At 33.2% G+C, this 25281-nt stretch carries 24 protein-coding genes and 2 pseudogenes; all 26 read right to left on the bottom strand.

The window, feature by feature from the left end; genetic code table 11:
* Positions 1-167: 167 nt before the first annotated feature.
* Entirely contained in the window at positions 168-1223 is a 1056-nt protein-coding gene (galE, locus tag RTW14_RS00815; protein WP_312647444.1) for a UDP-glucose 4-epimerase GalE, read from the bottom strand.
* Positions 1224-1330: 107 nt separating this feature from the next.
* The gene (locus RTW14_RS00810) at positions 1331-1687 is read right to left on the bottom strand and encodes a hypothetical protein (RefSeq protein WP_312647442.1); all 357 of its coding nucleotides are present in this window, start codon (positions 1685-1687) and stop codon (positions 1331-1333) included.
* Between the two features lie 227 nt (positions 1688-1914).
* Positions 1915-3297, bottom strand: a complete 1383-nt coding sequence (locus RTW14_RS00805) for a hypothetical protein (protein ID WP_312647440.1) — start codon at positions 3295-3297, stop codon at positions 1915-1917.
* Positions 3298-3354: 57 nt separating this feature from the next.
* Positions 3355-3594 carry a DUF1653 domain-containing protein gene (locus tag RTW14_RS00800; protein ID WP_312647438.1) on the bottom strand — a complete coding sequence of 80 codons (240 nt, stop codon included), beginning with the start codon at positions 3592-3594 and terminating at the stop codon, positions 3355-3357.
* Entirely contained in the window at positions 3587-4426 is an 840-nt protein-coding gene (locus tag RTW14_RS00795; protein WP_312647436.1) for a DUF368 domain-containing protein, read from the bottom strand. Before RTW14_RS00795 ends, RTW14_RS00800 begins: the two co-directional genes overlap by 8 nt.
* Positions 4427-4570: 144 nt before the next feature.
* Entirely contained in the window at positions 4571-5302 is a 732-nt protein-coding gene (locus tag RTW14_RS00790; RefSeq protein ID WP_312647434.1) for a DUF1667 domain-containing protein, read from the bottom strand.
* Entirely contained in the window at positions 5266-5640 is a 375-nt protein-coding gene (locus tag RTW14_RS00785) for an FAD/NAD(P)-binding oxidoreductase (protein WP_312647433.1), read from the bottom strand. Before RTW14_RS00785 ends, RTW14_RS00790 begins: the two co-directional genes overlap by 37 nt.
* Positions 5641-5749: 109 nt before the next feature.
* Positions 5750-5848: pseudogene (locus tag RTW14_RS18785) on the bottom strand (sugar O-acetyltransferase); the annotation flags it as partial.
* A 402-nt stretch (positions 5849-6250) separates the two neighbouring features.
* A pseudogene (locus RTW14_RS18780) lies at positions 6251-6436 on the bottom strand (DapH/DapD/GlmU-related protein); the annotation flags it as partial.
* A gap of 1 nt (position 6437) precedes the next feature.
* Positions 6438-6566 carry a hypothetical protein gene (locus RTW14_RS00775; protein WP_312647431.1) on the bottom strand — a complete coding sequence of 43 codons (129 nt, stop codon included), beginning with the start codon at positions 6564-6566 and terminating at the stop codon, positions 6438-6440.
* A 1109-nt stretch (positions 6567-7675) separates the two neighbouring features.
* Positions 7676-8926 carry a lipopolysaccharide biosynthesis protein gene (locus tag RTW14_RS00770; protein ID WP_312647429.1) on the bottom strand — a complete coding sequence of 417 codons (1251 nt, stop codon included), beginning with the start codon at positions 8924-8926 and terminating at the stop codon, positions 7676-7678.
* A 1-nt stretch (position 8927) separates the two neighbouring features.
* The gene (locus tag RTW14_RS00765) at positions 8928-9875 is read right to left on the bottom strand and encodes a glycosyltransferase family 2 protein (RefSeq protein WP_312647427.1); all 948 of its coding nucleotides are present in this window, start codon (positions 9873-9875) and stop codon (positions 8928-8930) included.
* 359 nt (positions 9876-10234) lie between these two features.
* Complete coding sequence (locus RTW14_RS00760) at positions 10235-10372, bottom strand: hypothetical protein (protein ID WP_312647426.1); 138 nt, start codon at positions 10370-10372, stop codon at positions 10235-10237.
* Between the two features lie 6 nt (positions 10373-10378).
* Positions 10379-11485 carry a UDP-N-acetylglucosamine 2-epimerase gene (locus RTW14_RS00755; RefSeq protein ID WP_312647424.1) on the bottom strand — a complete coding sequence of 369 codons (1107 nt, stop codon included), beginning with the start codon at positions 11483-11485 and terminating at the stop codon, positions 10379-10381.
* 15 nt (positions 11486-11500) lie between these two features.
* Positions 11501-12595, bottom strand: coding sequence for a DegT/DnrJ/EryC1/StrS family aminotransferase (locus RTW14_RS00750; RefSeq protein WP_312647423.1), 1095 nt, complete (start codon positions 12593-12595; stop codon positions 11501-11503).
* A 2-nt stretch (positions 12596-12597) separates the two neighbouring features.
* Positions 12598-13005, bottom strand: a complete 408-nt coding sequence (locus tag RTW14_RS00745) for a sugar 3,4-ketoisomerase (RefSeq protein ID WP_312647422.1) — start codon at positions 13003-13005, stop codon at positions 12598-12600.
* Between the two features lie 5 nt (positions 13006-13010).
* On the bottom strand, positions 13011-14540 hold the full coding sequence (locus tag RTW14_RS00740; RefSeq protein ID WP_312647420.1) for a hypothetical protein: 1530 nt from the start codon (positions 14538-14540) through the stop codon (positions 13011-13013).
* 190 nt (positions 14541-14730) lie between these two features.
* Entirely contained in the window at positions 14731-15177 is a 447-nt protein-coding gene (locus tag RTW14_RS00735) for a D-glycero-alpha-D-manno-heptose-1,7-bisphosphate 7-phosphatase (RefSeq protein WP_312647419.1), read from the bottom strand.
* Positions 15170-15859 (bottom strand): nucleotidyltransferase family protein, encoded by a 690-nt coding sequence (locus RTW14_RS00730; protein WP_312647418.1) that lies wholly within the window; start codon positions 15857-15859, stop codon positions 15170-15172. The genes RTW14_RS00735 and RTW14_RS00730 overlap by 8 nt, the downstream gene beginning before the upstream one ends.
* Positions 15860-15863: 4 nt before the next feature.
* On the bottom strand, positions 15864-16511 hold the full coding sequence (locus RTW14_RS00725; protein WP_312647417.1) for a D-sedoheptulose-7-phosphate isomerase: 648 nt from the start codon (positions 16509-16511) through the stop codon (positions 15864-15866).
* 14 nt (positions 16512-16525) lie between these two features.
* On the bottom strand, positions 16526-17560 hold the full coding sequence (locus RTW14_RS00720; RefSeq protein ID WP_312647416.1) for a GHMP family kinase ATP-binding protein: 1035 nt from the start codon (positions 17558-17560) through the stop codon (positions 16526-16528).
* A gap of 15 nt (positions 17561-17575) precedes the next feature.
* Positions 17576-18538: a GDP-mannose 4,6-dehydratase gene (locus tag RTW14_RS00715; protein WP_312647415.1), complete on the bottom strand. Its 963-nt coding sequence runs from the start codon at positions 18536-18538 to the stop codon at positions 17576-17578.
* A gap of 14 nt (positions 18539-18552) precedes the next feature.
* Positions 18553-22554: a glycosyltransferase gene (locus tag RTW14_RS00710; protein ID WP_312647414.1), complete on the bottom strand. Its 4002-nt coding sequence runs from the start codon at positions 22552-22554 to the stop codon at positions 18553-18555.
* A gap of 129 nt (positions 22555-22683) precedes the next feature.
* Complete coding sequence (locus RTW14_RS00705) at positions 22684-23406, bottom strand: ABC transporter ATP-binding protein (RefSeq protein ID WP_312647412.1); 723 nt, start codon at positions 23404-23406, stop codon at positions 22684-22686.
* Positions 23407-23414: 8 nt separating this feature from the next.
* On the bottom strand, positions 23415-24188 hold the full coding sequence (locus RTW14_RS00700) for an ABC transporter permease (protein WP_312647411.1): 774 nt from the start codon (positions 24186-24188) through the stop codon (positions 23415-23417).
* 28 nt (positions 24189-24216) lie between these two features.
* Positions 24217-25185: a glycosyltransferase gene (locus RTW14_RS00695; protein WP_312647410.1), complete on the bottom strand. Its 969-nt coding sequence runs from the start codon at positions 25183-25185 to the stop codon at positions 24217-24219.
* Between the last annotated feature and the right edge of the window lie 96 nt (positions 25186-25281).

Here is a 25281-nt window from a genome sequence, read left to right as displayed (position 1 = left end):
TTATCAAATGACATAATTTATTTTTTCGACTTTATTATATCATACATCTGTAAATTCCGAAGAAAATATTAATAACATTAGCCATTGGGTAGAGCACCCATTAAAACCCATCTACTAGCACTTAACAAGTTTATAATTTATAATTTAATCTTGAGTATTCATGAATATTACAAAATCCTATTTCCAATCTGACTTGCATCACCTGTGCAAAAGGCTTTCATCGTCTCCCATTTATAAGCACTTTGAACAATGTTTTCTATATTTGAATGCATAGGTTTCCAACCTAAGACATTGAGTGCTTTACTGTTATCTGCCACTAGTACCGGCGGATCTCCTTCTCTTCGTTCACAAATCCTTAACGGTACCTTCTTACCAGTAACCTTTTCCACCACAGATATTAATTGTAAAACGGAAACCTCTTCACCTGTTCCTAAATTAAAGCAATCAAAACCTTGCTGCTCTGCTGCCTGTACACCAGATGTATCGTTTAAAGAATTAATCCCCATCAGTCTCTCCAGAGCCATCACATGGGCGCTAGCCAAATCTTTCACGTGAACATAATCTCTTATGCAGCTTCCGTCTTTGGTGTCGTAATCCCGACCAAATAGAGAAAACATTTCACGTTTGCCAGTGACCGTTTCAAGCAGCAAAGGGATTACATGTGATTCCGGGTTATGTGCCTCACCTAGTCCTGCCTCATAGGCGGAACCGGCTGCATTAAAATACCTAAGTGCTACAGAATTCAACCCATAAGCCTGTCCATAATCCTGCATGATTCTCTCAATCATAAATTTTGTCCACCCGTAAGAATTGATAGGACATTGCTTTTCTTGCTCTGTAATGGGCACAACCTCTGGCAATCCATACGTTGCACAAGTAGAAGAGAATACCAACTTATTCACGCCCTTTAAAAGCATTGTATCTAAAAGTCTTTTACTGCCTACCACATTATTCTCATAATACTTAGCTGGGTTACTCACTGATTCCCCTACTAAAGAACTTGCTGCAAAATGTACAACTACTGCCACTTGATGTGTATCAAAAACACTTTTAAGCCGCTCTGTATCAGCTATATCGCCTATTACCAATTCACAATTTTTCAGTGCCCATTCATGCCCTGTTGAAAGATTATCATAAACTACAACCTCATAACCTTTTTCCTGCAAGACACGGACAGTATGACTGCCAATGTAGCCCGCTCCACCTGTTACCAAAATCTTCATTATAATTATCTGACATAGTAAAACTTAAGAAAATTTGCTATGCTTTTTCCTCCTGTTTGAGTTGTTTTTCATATTATATAATTGATATAATATATCATATTAGCTTATTAAATATCAACATTAGCCACATAACCATTGCCTGCGGCTTCAGCTATTCGTTCCATTTTCTGCGAAAGCTGTAAATATCCATCATAGGTACTGCCTACCTGCTTTCTAAGGTCATTCTCAACCACAATTTGTGTTTGCGTAACTTTCTCATTCAGTTCATCCAACATTTTCCCAAATTCATCCTGAGTTTTTTCTAAACGATCCATGCGTTCTCCCAGCCTGTCCATACGTTCTTCCAATCTTTCTGTTCTGGCTTCTAATCTGGCTAAACCTATTTTTAGTTCCGCAATGTCAGTTTTAACATTTCTCATGTCATCCGCAATCTGTAAAAGCAACTTGTATTCTTTCGTTTCCATTTTCCCCCTCCAATGTTACCACCTAAGTCCCATATTCGGGTTCATTATATTTTATAACAAAACTATATTCAAGCCTTGAAATTAATACTTTTTTTATATTTACCTCTTTATACTACCCTATTAGATTGCAAGTTATATACCAAGAATTAGATTGAGAAAATATATTTTAATCCATAATTACTTTGCACTTTCTCCACTTTTAATTCCAATAAATTTGCTAATGTAATTTATGCAGCATCTTCAAAAATTTCTTCGTCCTGTGGTTCAATCTCCGGATTGACATAAACATCATTATCTTTTACCTTCTTCAATATCTGCTTTTTCAGCTGCCTTAATTCCGGATAACTGTCAAAGAAATCAAATTTAGCCTGAATGTTCGGGGTATCAGCAGAATCTAAAAGTACATAGGCGCAGAAGCATTCCGCTAAGTCCTCTGCACACTCCGTTGCTGCATATCCCGTCACAAACTCTGACTGGTGGCGATAATAAAAATACGGATTCTCTGGATCTGTAGCCCAATCATTTATTATATCTTTCCAAAAGGCTTTATAATATCCCTGCAAATAAGAATCTTCTTTTGCCACACATTCCCAATCGCTATACCTGTCCTCAGGATAATACTTATCACTATCCCTGTAGTACTCTACCTGTTTTTCATTTAAAGTCAAATAGTGGCACATTTCATGTACAACGGTATATGGAAACAGCCCATCATCCGTTATATCGGCAGGGTCTACCGTCATACACCAAGTTTTACCCTGATCATCTACAGGTATTACATAAGCATATGTTCCGGATTCACCGTCACCACCAACTTTAAAATACTTAAAACTAGCAAATAATTCTTCTGGAAGAATGTCTGTAACCGCCTTCCAGTCTTTTTCTAGTTTCTTCTGTTCTCCTTTAGAAAGGGAGTCTAACCCATTCTTAGAGCCATCTTGATATACTGCCTTGCATTCAGGTGTAATACAAAATATTCCTAAATTTTTCTGACTCTTATCATCAAGCAGATTCAACTGAATTGCATCTGCATCCAGGCCCTTGTATTTTCCTACAATGCCTTTTATCTCTGCCACAATATCTACATCGTACTCCTCGTCCTCATTGGCTGTAGACTTAAAGTATTCATTTCTAAGCTTATTTAACTTTTCCCAGTCTTCCTTTGACAGTGTTTTTTTGAGGTTCGCCATAGTATCTTTGCCATAATCTAACTTTGGATTAGGCTCATCTTCTTTATAATTATCCTTCCCAAACTGCCTTATGGTTTCTTTATCCAACAGGCCAGTGATCTTTTCCCAAAGCACATACTCCTTTTCTGACATTTTGTAATTTTCTTTAGACTCGCGTTCCTGCCTTAAGTCCACAGCTTTATGTAATAATGTGCCTACATCCTGCTTAACTTTCTCTGGCGCATCTTTGTTTAAATCCCCCAGTAATGCAGTCAGCTTCGCCTGCTCATCTTCCTGTACTGGTTTTGAAGCAATTATCTTGCTATCTGTTGAACCCACACTGCCTTCAGGCAAATCTATACATGTGGTTGTAAATAATAATGCACAAGCTACAACTAAAACAACAACTAAAACTCTGCTAATCCCTTTTCCTCTTTTCATACGGGTCCCCCTAGTATAAATATATTTTTAAATAATGAAGTTTAATCCCCTTGTAGCTTATACTCCATTATAAAGTTCAAATCTATAGACCTGCTTCGTAATGTTATCTGGCCTACTTGGATCAATCTCCTCTGCAAACATATCGAGAGGCCTTACAAACATATCATAAGGCTCATATAGGGCCTGATAAGATACCATCCGTTCTCTAGTTTCTGTATGCATTACGATGTCGTAGACATAATAAAGCTTTCCTTTAAAATGCCTGTACGGCCTTTTCACGATAATTTCTCTAGCCATTATTTCCAAACCTCCCAAATCCATAACTTATTCCTGCGCAGGCAACCATACCACACATTGCAAATAAGCCCTGCATGTCCAAACTAAACCCAGGAAAAATGCCGAATATAGAACCGATCATAAGACCCAGAATCGCAAAATATAGAGCCTGCGGATGCTTTCTCAGCATAATCTTGATCAGCTTTATTCCAACCAAGCCTCCACTAGCTACCCCTAGCCCTGTGATAAACAGTATCATTAAACTCATATCTGCAATAGCCTTCATTACCAGAGTATAGCAACCAAATAAAAGCATCATAAAAGACCCGCTTATACCCGGTAATAGCATAGCAATGGTGCTAATAAATGCCGAAATAAAAAGCCATGCCAGCATAGTTGTATAAGGCAGCGATTGAACACCATTTGCTGCGTTTGCCACAGTATCCAAGTTTGCCTCATCATGCATAATCTTTAATATAGATATACCAATCATAAATATCAGGGTAAGAACAAAAGGGATCCAATTCTTCGCCTGAACTCCCTGAAATCTTGCCTTTTCATAAATCATAGGGACACTTCCTAGCACCAACCCAATAAAACAGAAATTTACAACCATATAATAATTTTCATATAAATATGTAATGACTCTGCTGAAACACAGAATACCAAAAAGAGTTCCTGCTCCCAGAAACCCTAAAAACACAATATTCTTTTTTATATGTTTCAAACTGAATGCAAATAAAATCTTATCGTACACATTTAAAATAACCGCCATCGTGCCACCACTGACACCTGGTATGACATTGGCAATGCCGATAATCACACCGCATAAAAAATTCTTAATAGACTCCATCTAAATTCCCCTTTGTTATCTCTTTAATGTATATAATTTTACCATAGAACCCAAAAAGCGACAAGCATACACTTGCCACTATATTTTACACTGTTGCTATTAACTTAACTCCTTCTACAATAAAATCTTCTAAGATAACTCACACTACACCGGTGCTTCAATAACAATGTCCTTAAGGATTCTCATTCCTTCTGAAAGCATACTTTTAGGTATTGGGGCTGTCGTATTTACGCTTATCAATTGATGTTCTCCACCAACCACCTTAATGGAAGAAGTCAACACTCTAGACGAATTAGCTAGCTCTTCTTTAGCATACTCAGCTCCTTTATCGCATTTACCACCGTTAAACAATTTGCCTATCTCACACCCGTTTGGACACTTTATGCAAGTAATAGTACCTAAATCTTTATATTTTACTTCTTCGAGCTTCTTGTTATATAGAAACTCCGCTTGTGCTTTTCTTGTTTGAAGTATATTTTTAGCTATATATTTTGACATCTCAAGCTTTTTATAATCTCCACTTAAATATGATTTTATCTCTGCAGCTACTTCTTCACCACTATTGGATACATCATCAACTAGCCCATGGACAAAAAGTGCATTTTTGCAAACAAAAATACTATCTTTTTTCGTTTTTAAAATACTATCTTCTGGAATAAGATCTGCTGAAATAATTATGGTATCACAAGTAATATGGCTTACTTGTCCTACAATTTGTCCATTCTCAACTTTTACAACATCAACCCCAGAAACCCTTGTCTTTCCATAAATATTTGCAATAACAGTATTAGTGGATAATGAAATATTAACGTCCTCCAAACATTGCTTTATGTTTTGTTTTAGACCTCCATAAGTATTTTGTTTTCTATTACGCAAATAACCTCTACGCCCTCTAAAGTAAGCCTACGTGCCATAATAAGACCAATGTCACCAGAGCCCACAATTACAACTTTTTTACCAGGCATTAAATTTTTTGAATTTATAAGCGCCTGTGCTGTACCTGCAGTAAAAATTCCTGCTGCCCTTGTTCCTAGTATTCCAAGATTACCTCTGCCCCGTTCCCTGCACCCTGTAGCCAAAACAACAGCCTTAGCTTTAACATAAGTTATATAATTTCTTTGCTCCGAACTCCTCCTGATGCTGGTAAAAGCTTCTGTCAAGGCGATTTGGCATAATTTTGTCCCTTTACTTGTTCTCCTTATTCCATTTATCATATCCGATGCCTTCCCATGGCATACCTCTGTCAAATGTATATCTCCACGGATATACCTGTTCTCCGGTAGTGGCATCTCTTAGTTTCTCTGTTTTTCCATGTTCCTTTGCAGGATTGCCTACAGCAATCGCATCTTCTGTAATATCCTTTGTTACAACAGAACCAGCTCCTACCAGTGCCCCATTACCAATCACTTTTCCAGGAAGTACCACTGATCCTGTAGCAATGATTGCAAATTCCTCCACAGTAACTCCCATTAAAGAATTTGATGGTGGATTAGGATCATTAGTCAGTACTACGTAAGGGAAAATCCATGCATATTTCTTTACAACACTGTGCATTCCTATATGAACGTTACTATGCATATTTACATAATCTTGGATTTCACAATGTCCCTGAATATCAGACAGGGTTCCTATACGCACATGTGAGCCAATTTTGGTCTTTTCACGTATGGTTACTCTATGACCAGTCTGTAAATAATCTCCAAAAATATTATCACCATATATAATATTTTCACTTCTAATAAGTGATTCTTTGCCAATATGCAACGGATGAACCTTATTTACTCTATCCTCGTAAAAATCAACTATGTATTCACCAAGTATGCATCGCGCACCTATTGTACTGTTTTCATCTATTGTTACATTGCTGTGGATAATCGTTCCAAAATCAACGTAAACATTGTCTCCAAGCACAATATTATCTTCCAAGATACATCCGGCTTTTATTGTAACGTTTTCGCCAATTTTTACATTCTCACCGATAATTACATTTTTTGCTATGCTATACGCCATCTTATGCCACCATCCTTTCTGCTCCTATTATTAGTAAGCTCAATATAGTAATATCAACAGATAACCATCGGCACCCTTCCTTGAATTGATAATTTATTAACAACATCATATCAAGAACACCTACAATCATTCCTACAGCCCCTCTTAGGGTTCCAACAAATACCAGTTCTCATAAATTTGCCACTGAGACAAATTGCCATAAAATTTAACTATATGCGAGTATATTAACACCGGTGTGCTAAATACAATCATGTTGACAGTAAGTTTTCTATGATTAAGTAAGATATAGTGCAGAATTATAGCCGCCGCAAATTTCAACAATTCTATTCGCCAATTCTGTAGCATTTACTTTCATGTTTTTACCTCCATCCAATTAATTCAAATACTTTGAATAATAATTGCTCATAACACTTCATCACGATTGCATTATCACTGTAAGTAATAGGAATACTGCAACCAAATTTTCACATAAATAATATATGTTATAAAAAAACATTCAGGGCATCTATGAGGCGACCCCTTAAAGTTAGACTTTGTAACGTAGTAGTTTTTTACTGCTACGCTATTTCTTTATGGAACTCTAAGATGAAGTCTGTATTCGACAGGACTCATCCAACGCTTGTTTTTCTATATACAAGAATACTCAGTGCACAAACGCACGTTGGCGCTGGGATAATTTCATTTGGTTTTCAGCTTTATTCGTTATATCTGCCATCACTACTTAAACAATAAATTCCAGAATTCTCAAAAGAGGATTTGTATAATAACTTAAAAATATATCCCCCAATATTTATAGATAAATAGTATGGATAAAATGATCAAATAACTGCCATCACAACAATAATAAAAATCATTATCCAATGGTTATTAACTTTCATATTGTAAATGATATTTATTACGGAAAAATCGTATATAGAAATAGTAGGACACTAAGAAACTACCAGTTTATCATTAAATAAAAATCCAAGCATAAAAGGTGCAAACCATGTCTGTGTGTCAAGGTTAGTTCTATTGGTAATATTTCTATCAACTGCTTAAAATCAGTAACTCGATATAAAAGCGCCAAACTTATTTCATTCTTAAAAAGACCCCTATAAAACTTTAAAATTTGTAACTCCTACTGCGCATAAACTTATCAATTTGTCGATAAATTCTATTTCAACAGTAAAACCATACTGTATCTTGGCATGAAACAACAAAATCCATATCGTATTTAGTACACGGTAAAAATTGAAACTACTATATTTTTTTATTATTTCCTACCATCTTCTCCCCTAAATATATTGCTATGGCACCTATAATGCCAATTATTCCTATTGCTAAAAGGATATGTGTTACACTATGAAGTACTGCAACACTACCAAGCAAAAGAATGTCTACTATCAACATAATAATGGCTGCATTCTTTGTTTTACCAACTCCAACAACATAATTTACCATTATTGTGTAAATACTTAACGATAAACATATAATGCTTACGTAAATTACGTATTTATCTGCTTCTAAATAGCCCACTCCATAAAGAAATTTAATAAAAGTATCTTTAAACAGATTAATAGGCACCATACTTATCGCTGCAAAACTAATCATAAGAATTAATGCTTTTTTCAAAGTTTTCTTGCGTTCTTTTTCTGTCATGGTGGCATCTGCTACTGAAGGCAAAAGAATTGTACCTAGTGTTGTTGCAAAATAATATATTATTCTCCCAAAAAGCAAGACTGAACTATATAGACCGCTCTCTGTCTCATCCCCATAATATCGTACCGAAAGTAAGTCAATATTCATATACAACATCAGACTAATATTTAAGAACAACGCATTTAGGTCTTCCCTAGTGTATAATCTCTCTTTATACACTTGAGTAACAGAATCCTTACCTAGGATATTGTAAGACTTAAAATGACCATATAGTGCAGTAATAATAACACCTAGAATCAGGATGATAAGGACTACACATAATCTGATTTTATCTTCTTTTGAATATAAATATGCCCCGCCAACTGCTAACAATTTGTATAACGGAATAAACATTGAATAAATTCCAACTAAAATAAAGCATTTATTTCCAGAAAACACACCAGAATACAATGGCTGAAAATATCCAAAGGCTGCAAGAAAAAAGGCCATTATCAAAACGAAATGATCATTTATTAATAATAGCCTTGAAAATAATTTCAGAGTGCATAGCAAAGCAATCGCTGCAATTGCCGTAAGTCCCAATACTACCCTTAATTGTTTCTTTAAATAAAGTCTCTTATCACATAAATGATTATCACCCGCATAATACTTAGCTACTACCATGGTTAATGTAGCTCCAGGCACTGCAACTATCATCATAAATGAAAAGATTGTATTTATCGTTCCATAAGATTCTACAGACAGCACTCTCGCCATAACAAGCTGGCATAAATAATTAAGTGCACTTGCCATAATATTTAAGCCAAATAGTATTATACTTGCCTGTAGAAATTTATTATCTTTTCTCTCCATACTATTCATTTTCTTCCTTGCTTGATTTTTGAACCAAGAAAATCGGTCTCTTTTTATTTTCAAGATAATCTTTTGCAAGATATTGACCCAATATTCCTATGCAGAATAATTGAATGCCTCCAATCAATAGAATTAAACATATTATTGTAGCATATCCAGAACCGGCACTGCCCAAAACAATTGTTTGTATAACCATAACAATAATCATAATGAATGCTATGAAGCAAAAAATAAGTCCAAATAAGGAGGATAGATGCAGCGGCAACGTTGAGTAAGCTACACAGCCTTCTATCGCATATTCAAGTAATTTTCTAAAGGACCACTTTGATTCTCCTGCAGTACGATCATTTATCTCTATTTTAATCCAATGAGTTCTAAATCCTATCCATTCAAAGATTCCTTTTGAAAAACGGTTATATTCAGTCAAATCAACGATAGCCTGTTTTGCCTTTTTATTAAACATTCTATAGTCCATTGCATTATCTCCCATATTAATTCCGGAGATTTTATTCATAAATTTGTAAAAAAATTCACTACAAAAAGAACTAAACTTTGGCTCGGTTCCTCGCCTTTTTCGCCTTGTAGCAACCATATCATAATTGCCAGTCTGCATAATTTGATACATTTCCGGAATGTACTTCGGTGAATGCTGAAGATCGGCATCCATAATTACTGTATAATCTCCACTAGCATATTTAAGACCAGCATACATTGCGCTTTCTTTACCAAAATTTCTAGAGAACGAAACAAATTCAATATGGCTATCTTCTTTTGAAAATCGCTCAATTATTTTTGCAGTTTCATCCTTCGATCCGTCATCCACAAAAATAACCTCATAATTTGTATGCTTCATCAAAACCGCTATTGTATTTGTTATCTCTTTGTAAAAATCATTTAATACTGCTTCTTCATTATAGCAAGGCACAACAATACTTATCTTATCTTGCATTTTCTTGCCCTCCAAGTTATTTAAATGTATTTATTAATTTCATCTGATGCGTAAAAGTTTTTTGCTAATACCTTGTACGAATCATCACGGGCATATCCATTTTTATAATAAAATCTTACAGGCTCCTTTATTTTGAGGAGATACAACACACCAAAAACTTTGTTTATACTCTTTTCCTCAAAAGTCACTCTTATAATCTCTTGCATAGTTTCTAAAGGGATCCCTCTACCGATGATCCTCTTCCTTATGGCAAATGCAAATTCAGCATTACCATTTTGAATATGTTTTAAACTAAATGTTCCTAAATATTCATCATTAATATCTTCTGTAATTGCATAATTAAGGTCCGTTTCGCGAATTCACTTAACTATGAAGTTTTGAAAATCTTCTAAGGTCTTAGAAGCAAAATCAGTTTTTAAATCATGTGTAACCGAATCATCATACATCCGTTCAAGCATTAATACTGCATCTTTGCTCTCTAACTCTCTTACCTTCAATTTCTACTACTTCCTTCCACAGTATTCATCTACTGCATCCATAATAATATTGCTTGGCAATTTATTAGGAACTACCCTTTCCTTCTTATAGTCCTTATAATGTTCAACAAACTCAGAGATTTTTGAATAATCCCCTTTAAAGCAAAATGCATTCCACCCAAGACCTTCAGAATCCTCCTCAACAGCAGTACGCATAATCAAATAAGGCTGTCCAAGATAATAAAGCTCCTGTTGATTTCCGCATCCATCAGCCATAACAAATTCACTATTGATTACGTAATTGATAAACGAAACATAATCTTGTCTAGGTATTTTGATTATATTGTCGCAGTTCTCAAACTCCTGCCATAATCCAAACTTCTTAAGCGCATTCTCTGTCTGTACATGGTAAATGAACACACATTTCATCGATTTTGAAATTTCAAAAATCTTTGCAAAAGTACTCTTAATAAATTTTTTATTCATCAAATTTTCCTGCCTATGGATTGCAGTTAAGAAATACTTTCCACCTACAGGACTTGGAATTTTTTCATTTTCTATTTTATTTATAGCGTTATATAAAATTTCAATTCCGGTATTATATAAAGTATTGACAGACTCTCCCTTAAACGCTTTAGCAGCATACTCTGCTGCTTCTGCTTTCTGGCAAAAATTAATAACCGAATTCTTAGATGAAAAGTATCTATCAATTTCCTCAGGAAATGGGGAAAACCAATTATGCGATCGCAAACCACTTTCAACATGCATATACTCTATCCCGCATTTGTGAGCAATTCTTGCTCCCATCAATGTAGAAAGAGTGTCTCCATGAACAATCATAAGCAAATTTCCTGAACTTTTCTCTTTCTCCTTAATCATTACTCTTTTTCCAAGACGTTCTGTTTTAATAAACCATGAAAGGTAATTGCCTACTTTCTTTTCTTCAGGCATCATTTTGGTCAAATCAACATCAATTTTTCCACCGACAAGTTTTAAATAGTAACTATCTTTTATATCATTTTGACCATTAGAAATAATCTTACAGTCATATCCTCTCTGCTTGGCCTCTTGAATAACTCGAAACATTTTCATCAACTCAGCTTCAGTCCCGATAAAAAAATATAAATTCTTCATATTATACGATGTCTCCTATTTAAAACTATTTAATGCATCAATTACATACGCAACCTGCTCATCTGTAATTCCATAATACATAGGAATGCTAACAATTTCATCAGCACAACTTTCAGCAATCGGAAAACTTTCAGTAGTTAATCCAGCGTATGCTTCTTGCATATGAATGGGAATAGGATAATGGATTGTTGTTCCTATGCTCATTTCATTAAGATAATCTATTAATTCATCCCTCTTTGAAGAACGAATTACAAAAAGGTGCCATACACAATCGAAAACCTCATCAGACATTTGTGGCAATTTAAGTAAAGGATTATCAATCTTTGAATAATAATAGTTAGCCACCCTCTTTCTGTACGCATTCCACATTTCAAGTTTTTTAAGCTTTACATTCAAGAAACTAGCCTGAATTTCGTCAAGTCTTGAATTGTTTCCCTGATAAACATGATGATATTTGACCTTTGAGCCATAATTAGCTAATGTTCTTACTTTGTCTGCAAGTTCTGCATCGCCCGTAACAATAGCTCCACCATCGCCCAAAGCACCAAGATTTTTTCCTGGATAAAAGCTAAATCCTGCAGCATTACCAATGCTACCTGCTCGTTTTCCCTTATACTTGGCGCCATGTGCTTGTGCGGCATCTTCAATCACCTTCAAATTATGTCGTTTTGCAACATCTAAGATTGGATCCATATCTGCACATCTGCCATATAAATGAACCGCTATAATAGCCTTTGTTTTATCGGTGATTTTTTCCTCTATTATTGAAGGATTTATAGTATAGGTATCTTCATCTGGCTCAACGAGAACAGGAGTTGCTCCGCAATAAGACACAGCTAACGCTGTTGCAATGAATGTATTAGCTGGTACAATCACCTCATCTCCTGGACCATATCCGTATGCCTTCAATATAAGGAAAAGTGCATCCAAGCCAGTGGCGCATCCAACACAATATTTATTTCCACAATAATCAGCAAAATTTTTTTCAAAGGTTTCAAGCTCATCACCTTTAATAAAAACATTGTTTTCAAAAACAGCCTGGAATTTTGCTATCATTTCAAGCTCAATTTCTTTATGCATTGTTTCAAAAGATACAAATGGTACTCCCATAATTACTTTTCCTCCTTCTCAACATATTTTAAAAATTCATCATAATCCCTAATATAATCAGATTCATCATAATATTCAGACGCCAAAACCATAAGTACTGCATCCTGGGAAAAGTCATACATTTCTCTCCACATGTCATTTGATACGTACACGCCTTCATATGGCTTCTCCAGAGGGATTATCTTCTTCTCAGCGCCATTATCCAAAAGTATTTTGCAAGAACCATGTATGCAAATCAGAATCTGGCTTAGTTTCTTATGTGCATGAAAACCTCTCCTGACTCCTTCCCCAGTATCATACATGTAATAAACTCTTTTTATTTCAAAAGGAATATCCTTGAATGCCTCTAAAGCAACAAGCTGTCCTCTATCATCTCCATGTTGTTGGAACATATATTTCATTATTTGCATAACATTCACTCCTCATGAAAATCATTTATCCAATATGCCTTTGCGCCATATGGTACATCGTGCGATAAGTCCGGATAAATAACTATTGTATTATCGCCAAGCAATTCTCTATTTTTATTCAATTCATCAACAGAATTGTAATGATAAGAATTTGCACTTTCGCTAATATAAAAACTCGTAAAACTGTTACCGTAAAATACCCAAGAATAATCGTTTGGATTTACAAAAGCAATATTTTCTACATTCTCAAAGCCTTCTAATAATTCAATACTTTCCTTTGCAGTTTCAGCCATTTCCTGTGAATATCTAAAATTAACATGCGTTTTTAAATTAAAATAATAATAGTTTGACACAAGAATAATTACGCAAGCACCTAGTGTACAAACTCTCCATGCAATATTTTTAAAACTTTTTTTCCCTGTTGTATTATTTTCCTTTTTATCTCCCAATTGTTTTGTCGCATAATCAACCAAAGCAAACAAATAAAATGCATATGGTACCCAGAGAAATCTGTCTTCACCATGCGTAGCTCCTACAAGCGCATAGCTAAATAAACTTGTGAGTGAAAATAAATACCACATGATTATACTCAAGTATTTTTTCCGTTTTTCTACAAAAGTGAGCCTGCAAACATCAAAAAGAACACCCATAAAAATAAATAATTGTAGTGAGCTTATCATCAGAATCAGCGGTGACAACTGAACGATAGAAAATCCTCCATGCCAATCATCTCCTATTGAAAAACCAATCATATTTATGTAGCCTTTGATGGCATACGGAACCAATGTAGATAATAATGTCCCAATATCTTCGCGCCCAGTGCCTAAAGACGTACTTCCGAGTACTTTTATCAATACACTTCTTAAAAGAATTGGCCAAATTAAGATGAATATATAAAGTATTTTTCTGCGCCACTTAACACCAAAATTTATACATATCATCAGAATTGTTACAGCACAAATGTACATAAACCGTTCAGAGTTAAATATTAACAAAGCAAATATAATGGATAAGAAAATATGATTCTTCAGATTATCTTCACACCAAATTGTCTTATATGCTGTAACCCCATATAAAACACAACATATTAATGAAAAGCTCTCACTAACACCTATATATTGCCAAGCTCCATACGCAGAAAACGGGCATGTCACAATCAAAACAGCCACGCCTACCGATAAAATTCTATTTCCATTTATTTTTCTGCTTCCTAGATAAAAAGAAATAGCGGCTATCGCAACCAAAATTCTAGACACGATGTAGTATGCTTTATAATCAATTCCACAAAAGTAATAAACCACATATAGCATTGCCTTCTGAATCGGCCTAATTTTTCCCATTGCAATATCATCAGCACAAAATAGGTTCCCCCAAAATCCAAGATTTTTGAATCCCGTTACTGCAATCAAATCATCTCCCATAAGCACAGACCAATTATTGTTTTGGTACCACATAAATGTTATCGCCACTAGTATGATGGGCAAAAAGTAATCCAATATGTACGCACTTTTTCTATCTCCCACACTATTATTCATATTATCTATTTCTTTATCCTCCTTATTCAATGTGCAATAAGTATACTTGATAGCACAAATAAAATATCTGTGCATATAATAATGATGTTCACTATTTACCTCAAAACCTAAATAGTACTTAAAAAAACTAGACGCATCCCAGCACCATACAAACATAACATAAATCTAAATATAAATCTTTTTGCCACTTTTATGATTTAACTTGCACTCCAAAAATTCCACTTTTTTTCCCTGCTTCTATGTCCCATTCTTTATCTCCAAATAATATAGATTGTGATACATCTATATCAAAGTCTTTAATCGCCTGTTCTATCATTCCAGTTTTGGGTTTCCTACAATTACACTCTCCCGTAAAATCTGGATGATGTGGGCAGAAATAAAAGGCATCAATATGAGCACCAATTTTTTTGAGCTCCTTATTAATATGAGCATGTAGCTTATGCATATCTTCTTCAGTGTAGTAGCCCCTAGCAATTCCTGCTTGATTGGTTACTACGATTACCTTGTATCCCCAATCATTCCACTTTTTTATAAATTCTGACATTCCATCAATAAACCTAAAATCTTCTATTCTATGTAGATAGTTTATCTCAACATTAATGGTTCCATCCCTATCAAAAAAAACTGCCTTATTCATAACTCATAAAATCCTTCTGCGCTTTTTTATAATCTTCTTCCACGCCGATGTCAATAAAATATCCATCACTTAAAAAAGCAAACATTCTGTTCTGTCTCGTTTTTTTCTCTAAATAATCGTTTTCAAAAGAGAATTTATCTATATTAACATTATCGAGTAAATCTTTATTAATTAAATAATATCCACCGTTTATAATACCATTTTTGCATTTTTGCTTTTCCTTAAACTCGAGTATTCTATTTTCTTGTAATACCAACGTTCCATATCGGTCAAAATCTTTCATTGCTTTAGATGCAATGGTTACTTCTGATTGTTTTAATTTATGAAAATCCATCATCTCATTCAAGTTTACATCAAAAAATGTATCGCCATTAATTATAAAAACTAAATCCTCTATGCAATTTTTTATCGCTTTTTTTATAGCCCCACCTGTTAATAAAGGGGTATCTTCTTCTGAATATTCTATTTTACAATTTTTATACTGTCCTCCAAAAAAATCAATAATGCAGTATTTTTTATATCCTACAGCAAAAACAATTTTACTAATACCTTTTTGGATTAGGTCATCTACAATATATTTTATAAAAGGCTGATTTTCTACAGGCGCCATAGGCTTGGGAACATCACTGACGATGTGAGATAATCTTGTCCCAAATCCACCTGCCAAAATAATAGCTTCCATCTTTTTAATCTCCATAAACTTCATTTTCAAGAACTAAACAAATAGCATGATATATCGGCAAATGATATTCCTGAATTTTATAAGTTACATCGCTTGGTGCAAAAATAGTTGCATCTGAAAGTTGTCTCAAATTTGTCCCTGTTTTTCCTGTTAAGCCAATAACCTTCATTTCCTTTATTTTAGCAACCTTGCAAGCATATAATATATTTTGAGAATTGCCTGATGTCGAAATAGCCCACAATAAATCTCCTTTATTTCCTAGTCCCCAAATTTGTTGAGCAAAAACTAAATCTGATGTTTGATCATTAGAATAAGCCGTAATTAGTGCAGTTTCCCCTACAAGCGAAATTGCAGGAATTGCTTCTTGTAAATTACTAATTAAATACTCCGCATCCAAAGGAAAATCTTTTTTTATTTTTTCTATTTTCTTATCTGACAATTTTCGTTCTTTGGTAAAAGATTTCATCAGTTCACCCACAATATGCAAGGAATCTGAAGCACTTCCACCATTTCCACAAATCAAAATTTTTTTGCCTTCTTGGATAGTTTTCAAAATTATCTCTATTGTCTTGCTAATATCTGAAATGCATATTTCCAATTCAGGAAACCTATTTACTAAACTATCAATAATCAATTTACTGTCTTGTTTCATATACAATTTAACCTCTATTTATCATATAAAGTCCATGCTTGAGTACCCTTTTCGGTAAAACTAGTTAGAATAACGCTTCCTTCTGTATTTTTAAGTTTTTGAACTAATTGAAATCGCTTGGTTGGGTCACAAATAATCATCATGAATCCCCCTCCACCAGCTCCACTTATTTTAGCTGCTTTGGCTCCATTCTCCATTATATAATTATACATTTTGTCTATCTGTGGGTTTGTAATAACACTAGAAGTTTTCTTCTTTGCTTCCCATCCATCTTTTAAACATAGTATAAATGTTTCAAAATCGCCTTTCAAAATACTCTCTTTCATCTTAAATGCAGATTCTTTAAGTTCATGCATACCCTCTAAAGATTTATCGTCCTTAGCTTTTGTATTTTTAATTTGTTCATCTATAATTATAGCGCTATCCCTAGAAGTTCCCGTATAATAAAGAATAAGTGAGCTTTCAAGTTCATTCTTAATCCAATTTTTTATTCTTAGAGGGTTTACAATCACACGGCTATCTTGCATAAACTCAATAAAATTAAATCCTCCAAATGTGGCTGCATATTGGTCTTGTTTTCCACCTGATAGCCCAATATCTTCACGTTCAATTTCATATGCTAACCTAGCAATATCATACTCTCCTAGCGGCAAATTTAACCATTCCATAAAGGCTTTAATTATTGCCACTACCATAGTAGAAGATGAGCCTAATCCACTACCTGCTATAGCATCAGAGTATGTGGTCAATTTAAATGATAAGGGCTTCTCATTACTATATTTTTTTATAATTTTATTATATACTCCTTTATGTAATAACAAATTACCTTCTAGGGGAATATATGATGTGCTGTCACATTCAAAGCTTTCATTCCTGTCTGCTGCAAAAAATTGTATTTTGCAATCATCAGACGGTTCAATAGTGCAATATGCATACATATCAATTGTAGCATTTAATACAACTCCACCAAATTCATCACAATAAGGCGAAACATCAGTTCCACCCCCAGCCAATCCAATTCTTAATGGTGCTTTGGAACGTATTATCATAAGTTTACATTTCCTTTACAATTTTTTTCTCCAATAATTAAGCATGTCTTCTATGGTTGTTTCTAAATCGTATTTTTGTTGCCAACCAGTTTGCTTAATTAATTTCTGAGAATCCCCAAATATTATTTTTTCATCTGTAGGTCTAAGTAACTTCTGATCAACCTCAATTTCAAAATTAATTTCTGTTTTAACTCTAATTATATCAACAATTTGTTCAGTTTTATAAGCTTTACTGCCGCTAATATTATAAACCTCTCCTGCCCGTCCTTTTTCAGAAAGCAAAACTAATGCATTTACTAAATCCCTCACATCCGCAATGGCCCTATAGGATTGTAAATTACCTACTTTTAAAATGTTATTAGTATTCTTATTTTTCTCCATCAATACAATACGTTTTGTAAAGTCGGAACATACATCATTTGTTTTTCTTGGCCCTGTTGTATTAAATATTCTTGCTCGTATTGCTTTTATACCAAAGTTAACAAAATATTGATATGACAACAGATCCTGGCAAACTTTACTTACTCCATAAGGATGTAAAGGTAAAAGTTCCAATTGTTCATTTGCTTTCCCCACACAATTATTTAGAGAATCGCCATATTCAGCACTTGAACAGGCAATAATTACTATTGGGTCGTAAGACATGTCCTCCTGTTTAACTCTTTTTATCGCTTCAAATAAATTAATTGTACCCGTTGCATTTATTTCCATTGTTTCTTGAGGTCTTTCCCAAGAAACAGATGGATAACTCTGAGCTGCTAAATGAAAAATTTCTAACGGTCTATGTAGTCTAATAATATCATAAATCCCAGTAAAATATCTGATATCACATTCAATTAAATCGGCTTTACCTTCAATTTCACTAATATCAGTGGTTGGTTTAAAATAAGTTCCTATAATTGACTTAGACTTTGCATAATAGTCAACCATATGTGAACCTACCATTCCTCCTGCACCTGTTATTAAAACTTGCGTCATTTTATAATTCCTTTCTAAGAAAAAACTTTTTTAAATAATTTTTTAGCTACTTCATCAGAAAAATGCATTCTAATATATTCTAAATATTTAGCAGCATTCTTTTCTAATAATTTTTCATTATTATATATTTTAATTACTTCTAACGCAAACAATTCAGGTTCATCTATCGGTTTGATGTATTTTTCAATATCAACTAAGCCTTCTGTCCCTATACTTGTAGATACAATTGAGACTCCTTGCTGCATTGCCTCAATTGTTTTGCCCTTTACTCCCGCTCCATACCTTAATGGGATAACACAAATACGCGCTTGTTTATAATATTGATCTAATTCCTCATCTGAAATATAACCCGTAACTTTTATTTTATCATTTTGTAAATCATTAATTTTTTGTGAAGGATTTGATCCAATTATTGTAAACTTAGTATTTGGTAGCTGTTTATTAATTATTGGCCAAATTTTTTCAACAAACCATAAAACGCCATCTTCATTTGGTCTATGTGAAAATCCTCCTACAAAGATAATATGTTCTCTCTTTTTTAGTACAATTTCCTCCTTTAGTACTTTTTCGTTGTAATAGAATATAGGACTAATTACAGCTTTCACTTCTCCTAATTCCTTATTAATTATTGCTTGTTCATCAGTACTTAGGGTAAAGACAACATCTGATTTTGCCATAATATCAAGTTCCATTTTTCTCCATTTTTGTTTCTCTTTTAGTAGTCTCTCTTCTTTTGTAATTTCATATTCTCTTGAGATTCGTAAAAAGTGTAAATCATGTCCGTAATAAATAATTTTTGCATTCGTATGCTCTTTTACAAAATCAATATACTTAATTGAAATATGAGGTCTATTTAAAAATATAAAATCAATATACTTTTTGTTTTCTTTTATCCAATCTTTCCAATGACTAGCATAGTATGGTCCATATAATATTTCAACACCCATTTTTTCAAAAGAACTAGCATAAGGCTCATTTTTGTAAAAATTATCTCCAATTAGTTTTACATTGTATCCCATGCTACACAATAGTTTAATATATTGATATACAGTTCTACTCCCTGCATCTTTGTCAAATGTAGGAATATAATGATCAACAACTAGTACAGTTTTTTTTGTAAAACTACAATCTCTTGCTAGAAAAACATGTTCTCCATTTTCAGAATGTTCGCACTCTAATATATCTCTCCACTTTTCATAGAACTTTTTCTGGTTTATAATCTGATATGCTTTTTGCCCTTGACTAATATCAGTGCCATTGGAGATTCCCTCAAAATGAACAACAACTGATTTAGGTTGATATACTACTTTATATCGTCTTTTTGTCACTTCAAAGGCTAAATCACTATCTTCACAATATGCTGGGGCAAATCTCTCATCAAATCCACCTATTTCATCCCAAAGTCTTTTAGATAACATAATTGAAGCTCCAGAGATATAGTCAACTTCCTTTACATAATTAAATTCAGGCTCATTTGGATTCGATCCATTTCCATAATTCCAGGCAGATCCATCTTTCCAAAATATTCCGCCAGCTTCCTGAAGTCTTCCATCGGGATATATGAGTTTTGAGCCAACCAAGCCAATAGTTTTATCACTTTCAATTAACTCAACCAAAGGTTTTAACCAATTTTGTTGTACTTGAGTATCATTATTCAAAAATATTATATATTCCCCTTTTGCATATTTTGATGCATTGTTACAATTTTTTAAAAATTGTAAATTTGTTTCATTGTTAATAACATTAATTCCAAATATAATCTCTTCTATTCTTGTAGTCATGTCATCAGAGCAATCATCTGCAACTATAATTTCATATGTAACTTTTTCTGTACAATTAATTATAGATTTAATGCAATTATACGTGTAATCAAATTGATTATATACAGGTACTACTATTGAAACTTGAGGATTATCACACTCATTTACATATAACTTTTCATATTCTTCAAAGCTCTTATGATTTGCAACTGCTTCTAAGGTAATATTCATTTTCATTTCCGATGGTACTGATAAACAGTCTTCTAATCTTTTTGATACACCCTCTGCACCTTCGCGTCTTAAATAATAAAATAATTTTTTTATTCTAGTAGGAGATATCTTCTTTAAAAAAAAAGGAGGATGTTTAACAAATTTAAGCATTATCTTAGCTACCAATCTTCTTTTGCTTCCACGAGGAATGAGCAGGCCATTTATCTTCCATATGTACGACATATATCTCCAAGATCTCGACTGTTTAAAACGTTCAAACTCTCGCTCCGATTCCAATAATAATTCAATATGGCTCTCTTTATTATATAATAATGCTTTACCCGCTTCAATTTGCTGATTATTTTCATTAATGTGCTTTTCTTGTTCTTTAATCAGAACATTTAATTTATTTATCAAATTCTCATTATGCTTAAGTTTTTCATGTAAAGAGTTAGCAATGTCCTTATATTCTTGTAAAATATTTTTCAATGTATATGAGGAATTATATACATTGCAATAGCCATCTTCACCATATATATCCCCCTGCCTATACAAAACTGTAGCCCAAAGATATTCCTCCAATTTATCATAAACAGCAGCTTCATCTCCTATTCCTGCATAATTCAAGATATTTTCTAAGCTTATGTACTTAACTTCACTAATGCGATTATATGTGCACTTTATAGCATAATAAAGAATAAAGTTTGCTGGGATCTTATCAAAACACCACTCTTGATCATAAAAAGTAAGTTCTCCGTTTTCAAAAAAAGCATTATAAAAGGTCATATCAATATATCCTTTTTCTAATATTGTGCCATAATTGTACTGTTTTTGATACAGCCCTGACTCTTCCAAAATATTATAATCTGATTTTGATATATCTGAACTTTTAAATATACTTTTTCTTAGGCTATCAACAAGCAGGCAAATTGTCTTAAAGTCATTTGTTTTGATTGATTCCTCAAAAACTTTATCAGCTTTCTTACCATTATAAAATGGAGTGCAGAGTATGTTATCATTTAAATTATATTCTAGAACATTTATCCCTCTTTTTTTCAGATTGGTAGTGTTATCCAATATCTGTTGTATATGCTTTTCAGCTTCCTTTGTTGTTGGGATTTTTCTTACAGTTCCTTCTGTATCTATTGTCGTTACTATTTTATAGTCTTTTTTACACTCACCTCTAGCTGACACAAAAACCACAAAGTCTCTTTCAAGCTCAGTTTTTGATGTTTCAACTAAAAATGAATTTGCAAAAAAACCAAAAGTTTCATTCTTAATAATATCTTTATAAGCATCTTTTTCATTAAATAATAAGACACTATTTTTTCCATATGTAAAAGGAACTTTCTGTAATTCATTATACGATGGAATATAATTATCTGTTGCTATTATATTGGGGAATTTATAATCTGGAAGAACATAATAAAATCTATTATAAGAAAGCCCACAATTATTTAGCATCTCAATAAGTTCTGCTTTAGAAAAAGTTTTAGCTGTATTTTTTTCCTTATATCCTTCAATCCCAACAAAAGGATTTTGAAGATGATCTTCTGATGCACCGCTAAAATATTTAATGCCAAATCTGTTTTCAATAGCAAAAAGAAGTATACCATCTTCCTTTAACAATTTAGAAACATTTATAATAAATTTTTCATACGGGTTGTCCTCCGTCAAAAAAATCCCAGCATATTCTAAAACCCCAATAAATATAACATAATCATATTTTTCTTCTGTTTCAAAATAATTGATGTCTTCACTAATAACCGTTAAGTTTGTTTTATCAGCATTCCTTTTTTTTATAATCTCTGCACGGAGCGCATTCATCTCTATTGCAGTAACTTTTTTAGCTTTATCGCATAGTAAACCAGTTATAGCCCCCATGCCTGCTCCTACTTCACATATAGATGCATTTTCTTTAAAGGGATACCAATTTAGTATATTTTCCCTTACTTTAGAAAAAGTATTATTAATTGTATAACAACTATTGTCTGATATGAACTCTTGACTATTATCTCCTGGATATTGCTTTGCAATCTCTAACATTCTTAGTTCTGTTTCGTTTCCATCTGAATATACTTTTCTTCCATTTTGCTCATGTATAATCATAATCTTCTCCTTAGATTATATTTTGGATTATTTCAATTCTTTCGCTATATTTAAGTCTCTCTAATTTTATAACTTAGAACGGTATGCATTGCATACTTCCATTGACTCACCCTCTAACACAATCTTACCGTTTTCTAGCCATATAACTCGATCGCATATATCCTCAATCTGCTGTAAAACATGTGAAACCATTATAACAGTGGTTCCTCCTGACATTAGTTCTTTCATTCTTTTACTGCTTTTTTCGGCAAAGTGAGCATCCCCAACTGAAAGAATTTCATCAACAATTAAAATTTCCGGTTCAATAATTGTGGCAATTGAAAAAGCTAATCTCATCATCATTCCGGACGAAAAAGTTCGGATAGGCTGTTCCATAAAGCTATGCAACTCTGAAAAATCAACAATACTATTATATTTACTATCTAAAAATTCCTTGCTATATCCTAAAATCGCCCCATTTAGATAAATATTCTCTCTTGCTGTTAAATCTTGATCAAACCCTGCACCTAATTCTAACATAGGTGCAATTGTCCCTTTTACGGAAATTTCGCCTGTTGTTGGTGCTAATACTCCCGCGATTAATTTCAATAATGTACTTTTTCCTGCACCATTGCTACCAATAATTCCACAAACTTCACCCTTACCTATGTTAATGTTAATGTTATCTAAAGCGCAAAATTCGTCATAAGTCACCTTGCCTTTTATTACATTAACAACATATTCTTTTAAGCTTTTTATATTCTCACGTTGTACTTTATAGCACATACTTACATTACTTATCTCTATCATCTTCGCCTCTAAATGTTTAAAATAAAATTCTTCTTCGCTTTGTTAAATATTAGCATACCAATCATACAAGGAATCACAGCAAATATTAAGCACAATATGTGTGCTCTCATGGTAGGTAGACTTCCATCTAAAATAATATTCCTTACATATCTAATAAAATGATACATTGGATTACATTGCATAAAAATCATAAATTTTTCTGGCAAAATTGTTTCTGGGTAAAACAACGGGGTTAAATATGACCACGCAGTCAAGGCTACTCCATACAAAAACTGTGTATCTCTAAAATAAACCATCATTGACGCAAGTATAAAACTCATGCCAATTGAAAATAAAAGCATACATAAAACACTATATGGAATTAAGAAATAATAAATATTAAAAGGTAGTCCCTGTATTAAAACAATTGCAAATAGTGCAATTAAAGAAAACCCCAAGTTGATGCATGAAGAAATCACTTTTGACAACGGGAAAATATACATTGGAACATATACTTTTGTTATTAATGTTGAATTTCCTGTAATAGATAATAAAGCTTGGCTTGTGGACTCTTGAAAGAAGTTAAACATAACTGTACCAGATAAAAGATATACTGCAAAATTATCAATATCCCATCTGAACAGTTCACTAAACACCATATATTGAACTATCATAATTAATAATGGATTTAATAAACTCCACAAAACACCTAATATACTTCTTTTATATTTAGTTTTAAAATCTCTTGCCACAAGTTGTGATAAAAGAAATTTGTATTTATTAAACACTGCTAAATAGTGCATTATATTTCCTCTTTTTTTCTTTAATTTTTTATACTTTCCCTCTTTGTATCCATGTCAAAACACTGTTAAATACAGAACTTGGCATTCTAAGCATTACAAGTTCAAAAATTGTTGTATTTTTATCTAAATGTCTCAAATGCCACAAAGCCTTACTACTACTCTTATTCTGATAGTACACTTCTCTGGCCTGAGCCCACTCGTAAGCCTCATCCAGCTCCTTAATATCAAATCTTTTCTTAAGCTGCTCCATCCGCCTCAAATACGGCTTTATACGTACTTGATAATAAGTCGCCTTATTTGAAACCTTCGAAAGTATATTTGTCTGATTGCTTTCGTGAATTCTATATCTTATCAGATTTTCTTTATATACGTCTATGCTGCCCTTTGTTGATGCGTATAGTGCAAGATAATGGTCATGTACCATATCCTCTACAAATGGCATGGCATCTTTCGCTAGCTTAGTTGGCATCAACATAGTGCAACCTATAACAAAATTTCTAAACAGTAAGTCATTGGCAAGATTTCCACCTTCCTTAAACACATGTCTCTTTCTCGCTCCTGTTATGCTATTTGCATTTGTCTTGCCCTTTGTATCTATTACGTAGACATCACTGCAAACCAACTGACTATTAGTCTGCTGTATAAAATCTACCAACTTTTGAATTTTTTCTGGCAACCAGATATCATCCTGGTCACAGTAAGCAATATACTGACCCTCAGCCTGCTCCGTAAGCTTTTCAAATGTTCTGTTAGACCCTATATTTTCGGCATTTTGCTGGATACTATAAGGAAAATTTGTTATAGTTTCCTTAATAAAGGCTTTTATCTCCTCTAAGCTGACTTTATCCGAACAATCATCCCTAATATATATGATTATATTTTTATAAGTCTGCTCATTTAAAGACTGTAACTGCTCTTTCAGCCAATCCATTCTAGGATTAAAAGTAGCCATAACTATATTTACTAAAGGAGTTTTTGGCGAAATTTGTTCATTCATGTCAACTTTTCTTTCCTCCCATTGCTATTTTATCTATTGCCATTTAGACAATCGCTATAGTATAACATATTTTATTTCAAAAATCATTATTTTTCG

Source organism: Aminipila sp. (genome assembly GCF_032051575.1).
Taxonomy (GTDB): Bacteria; Bacillota; Clostridia; order Peptostreptococcales; family Anaerovoracaceae; genus Aminipila.
Note: the sequence above shows the minus strand (reverse complement) of the source record. Positions and strands in the feature narration are given on the sequence as shown.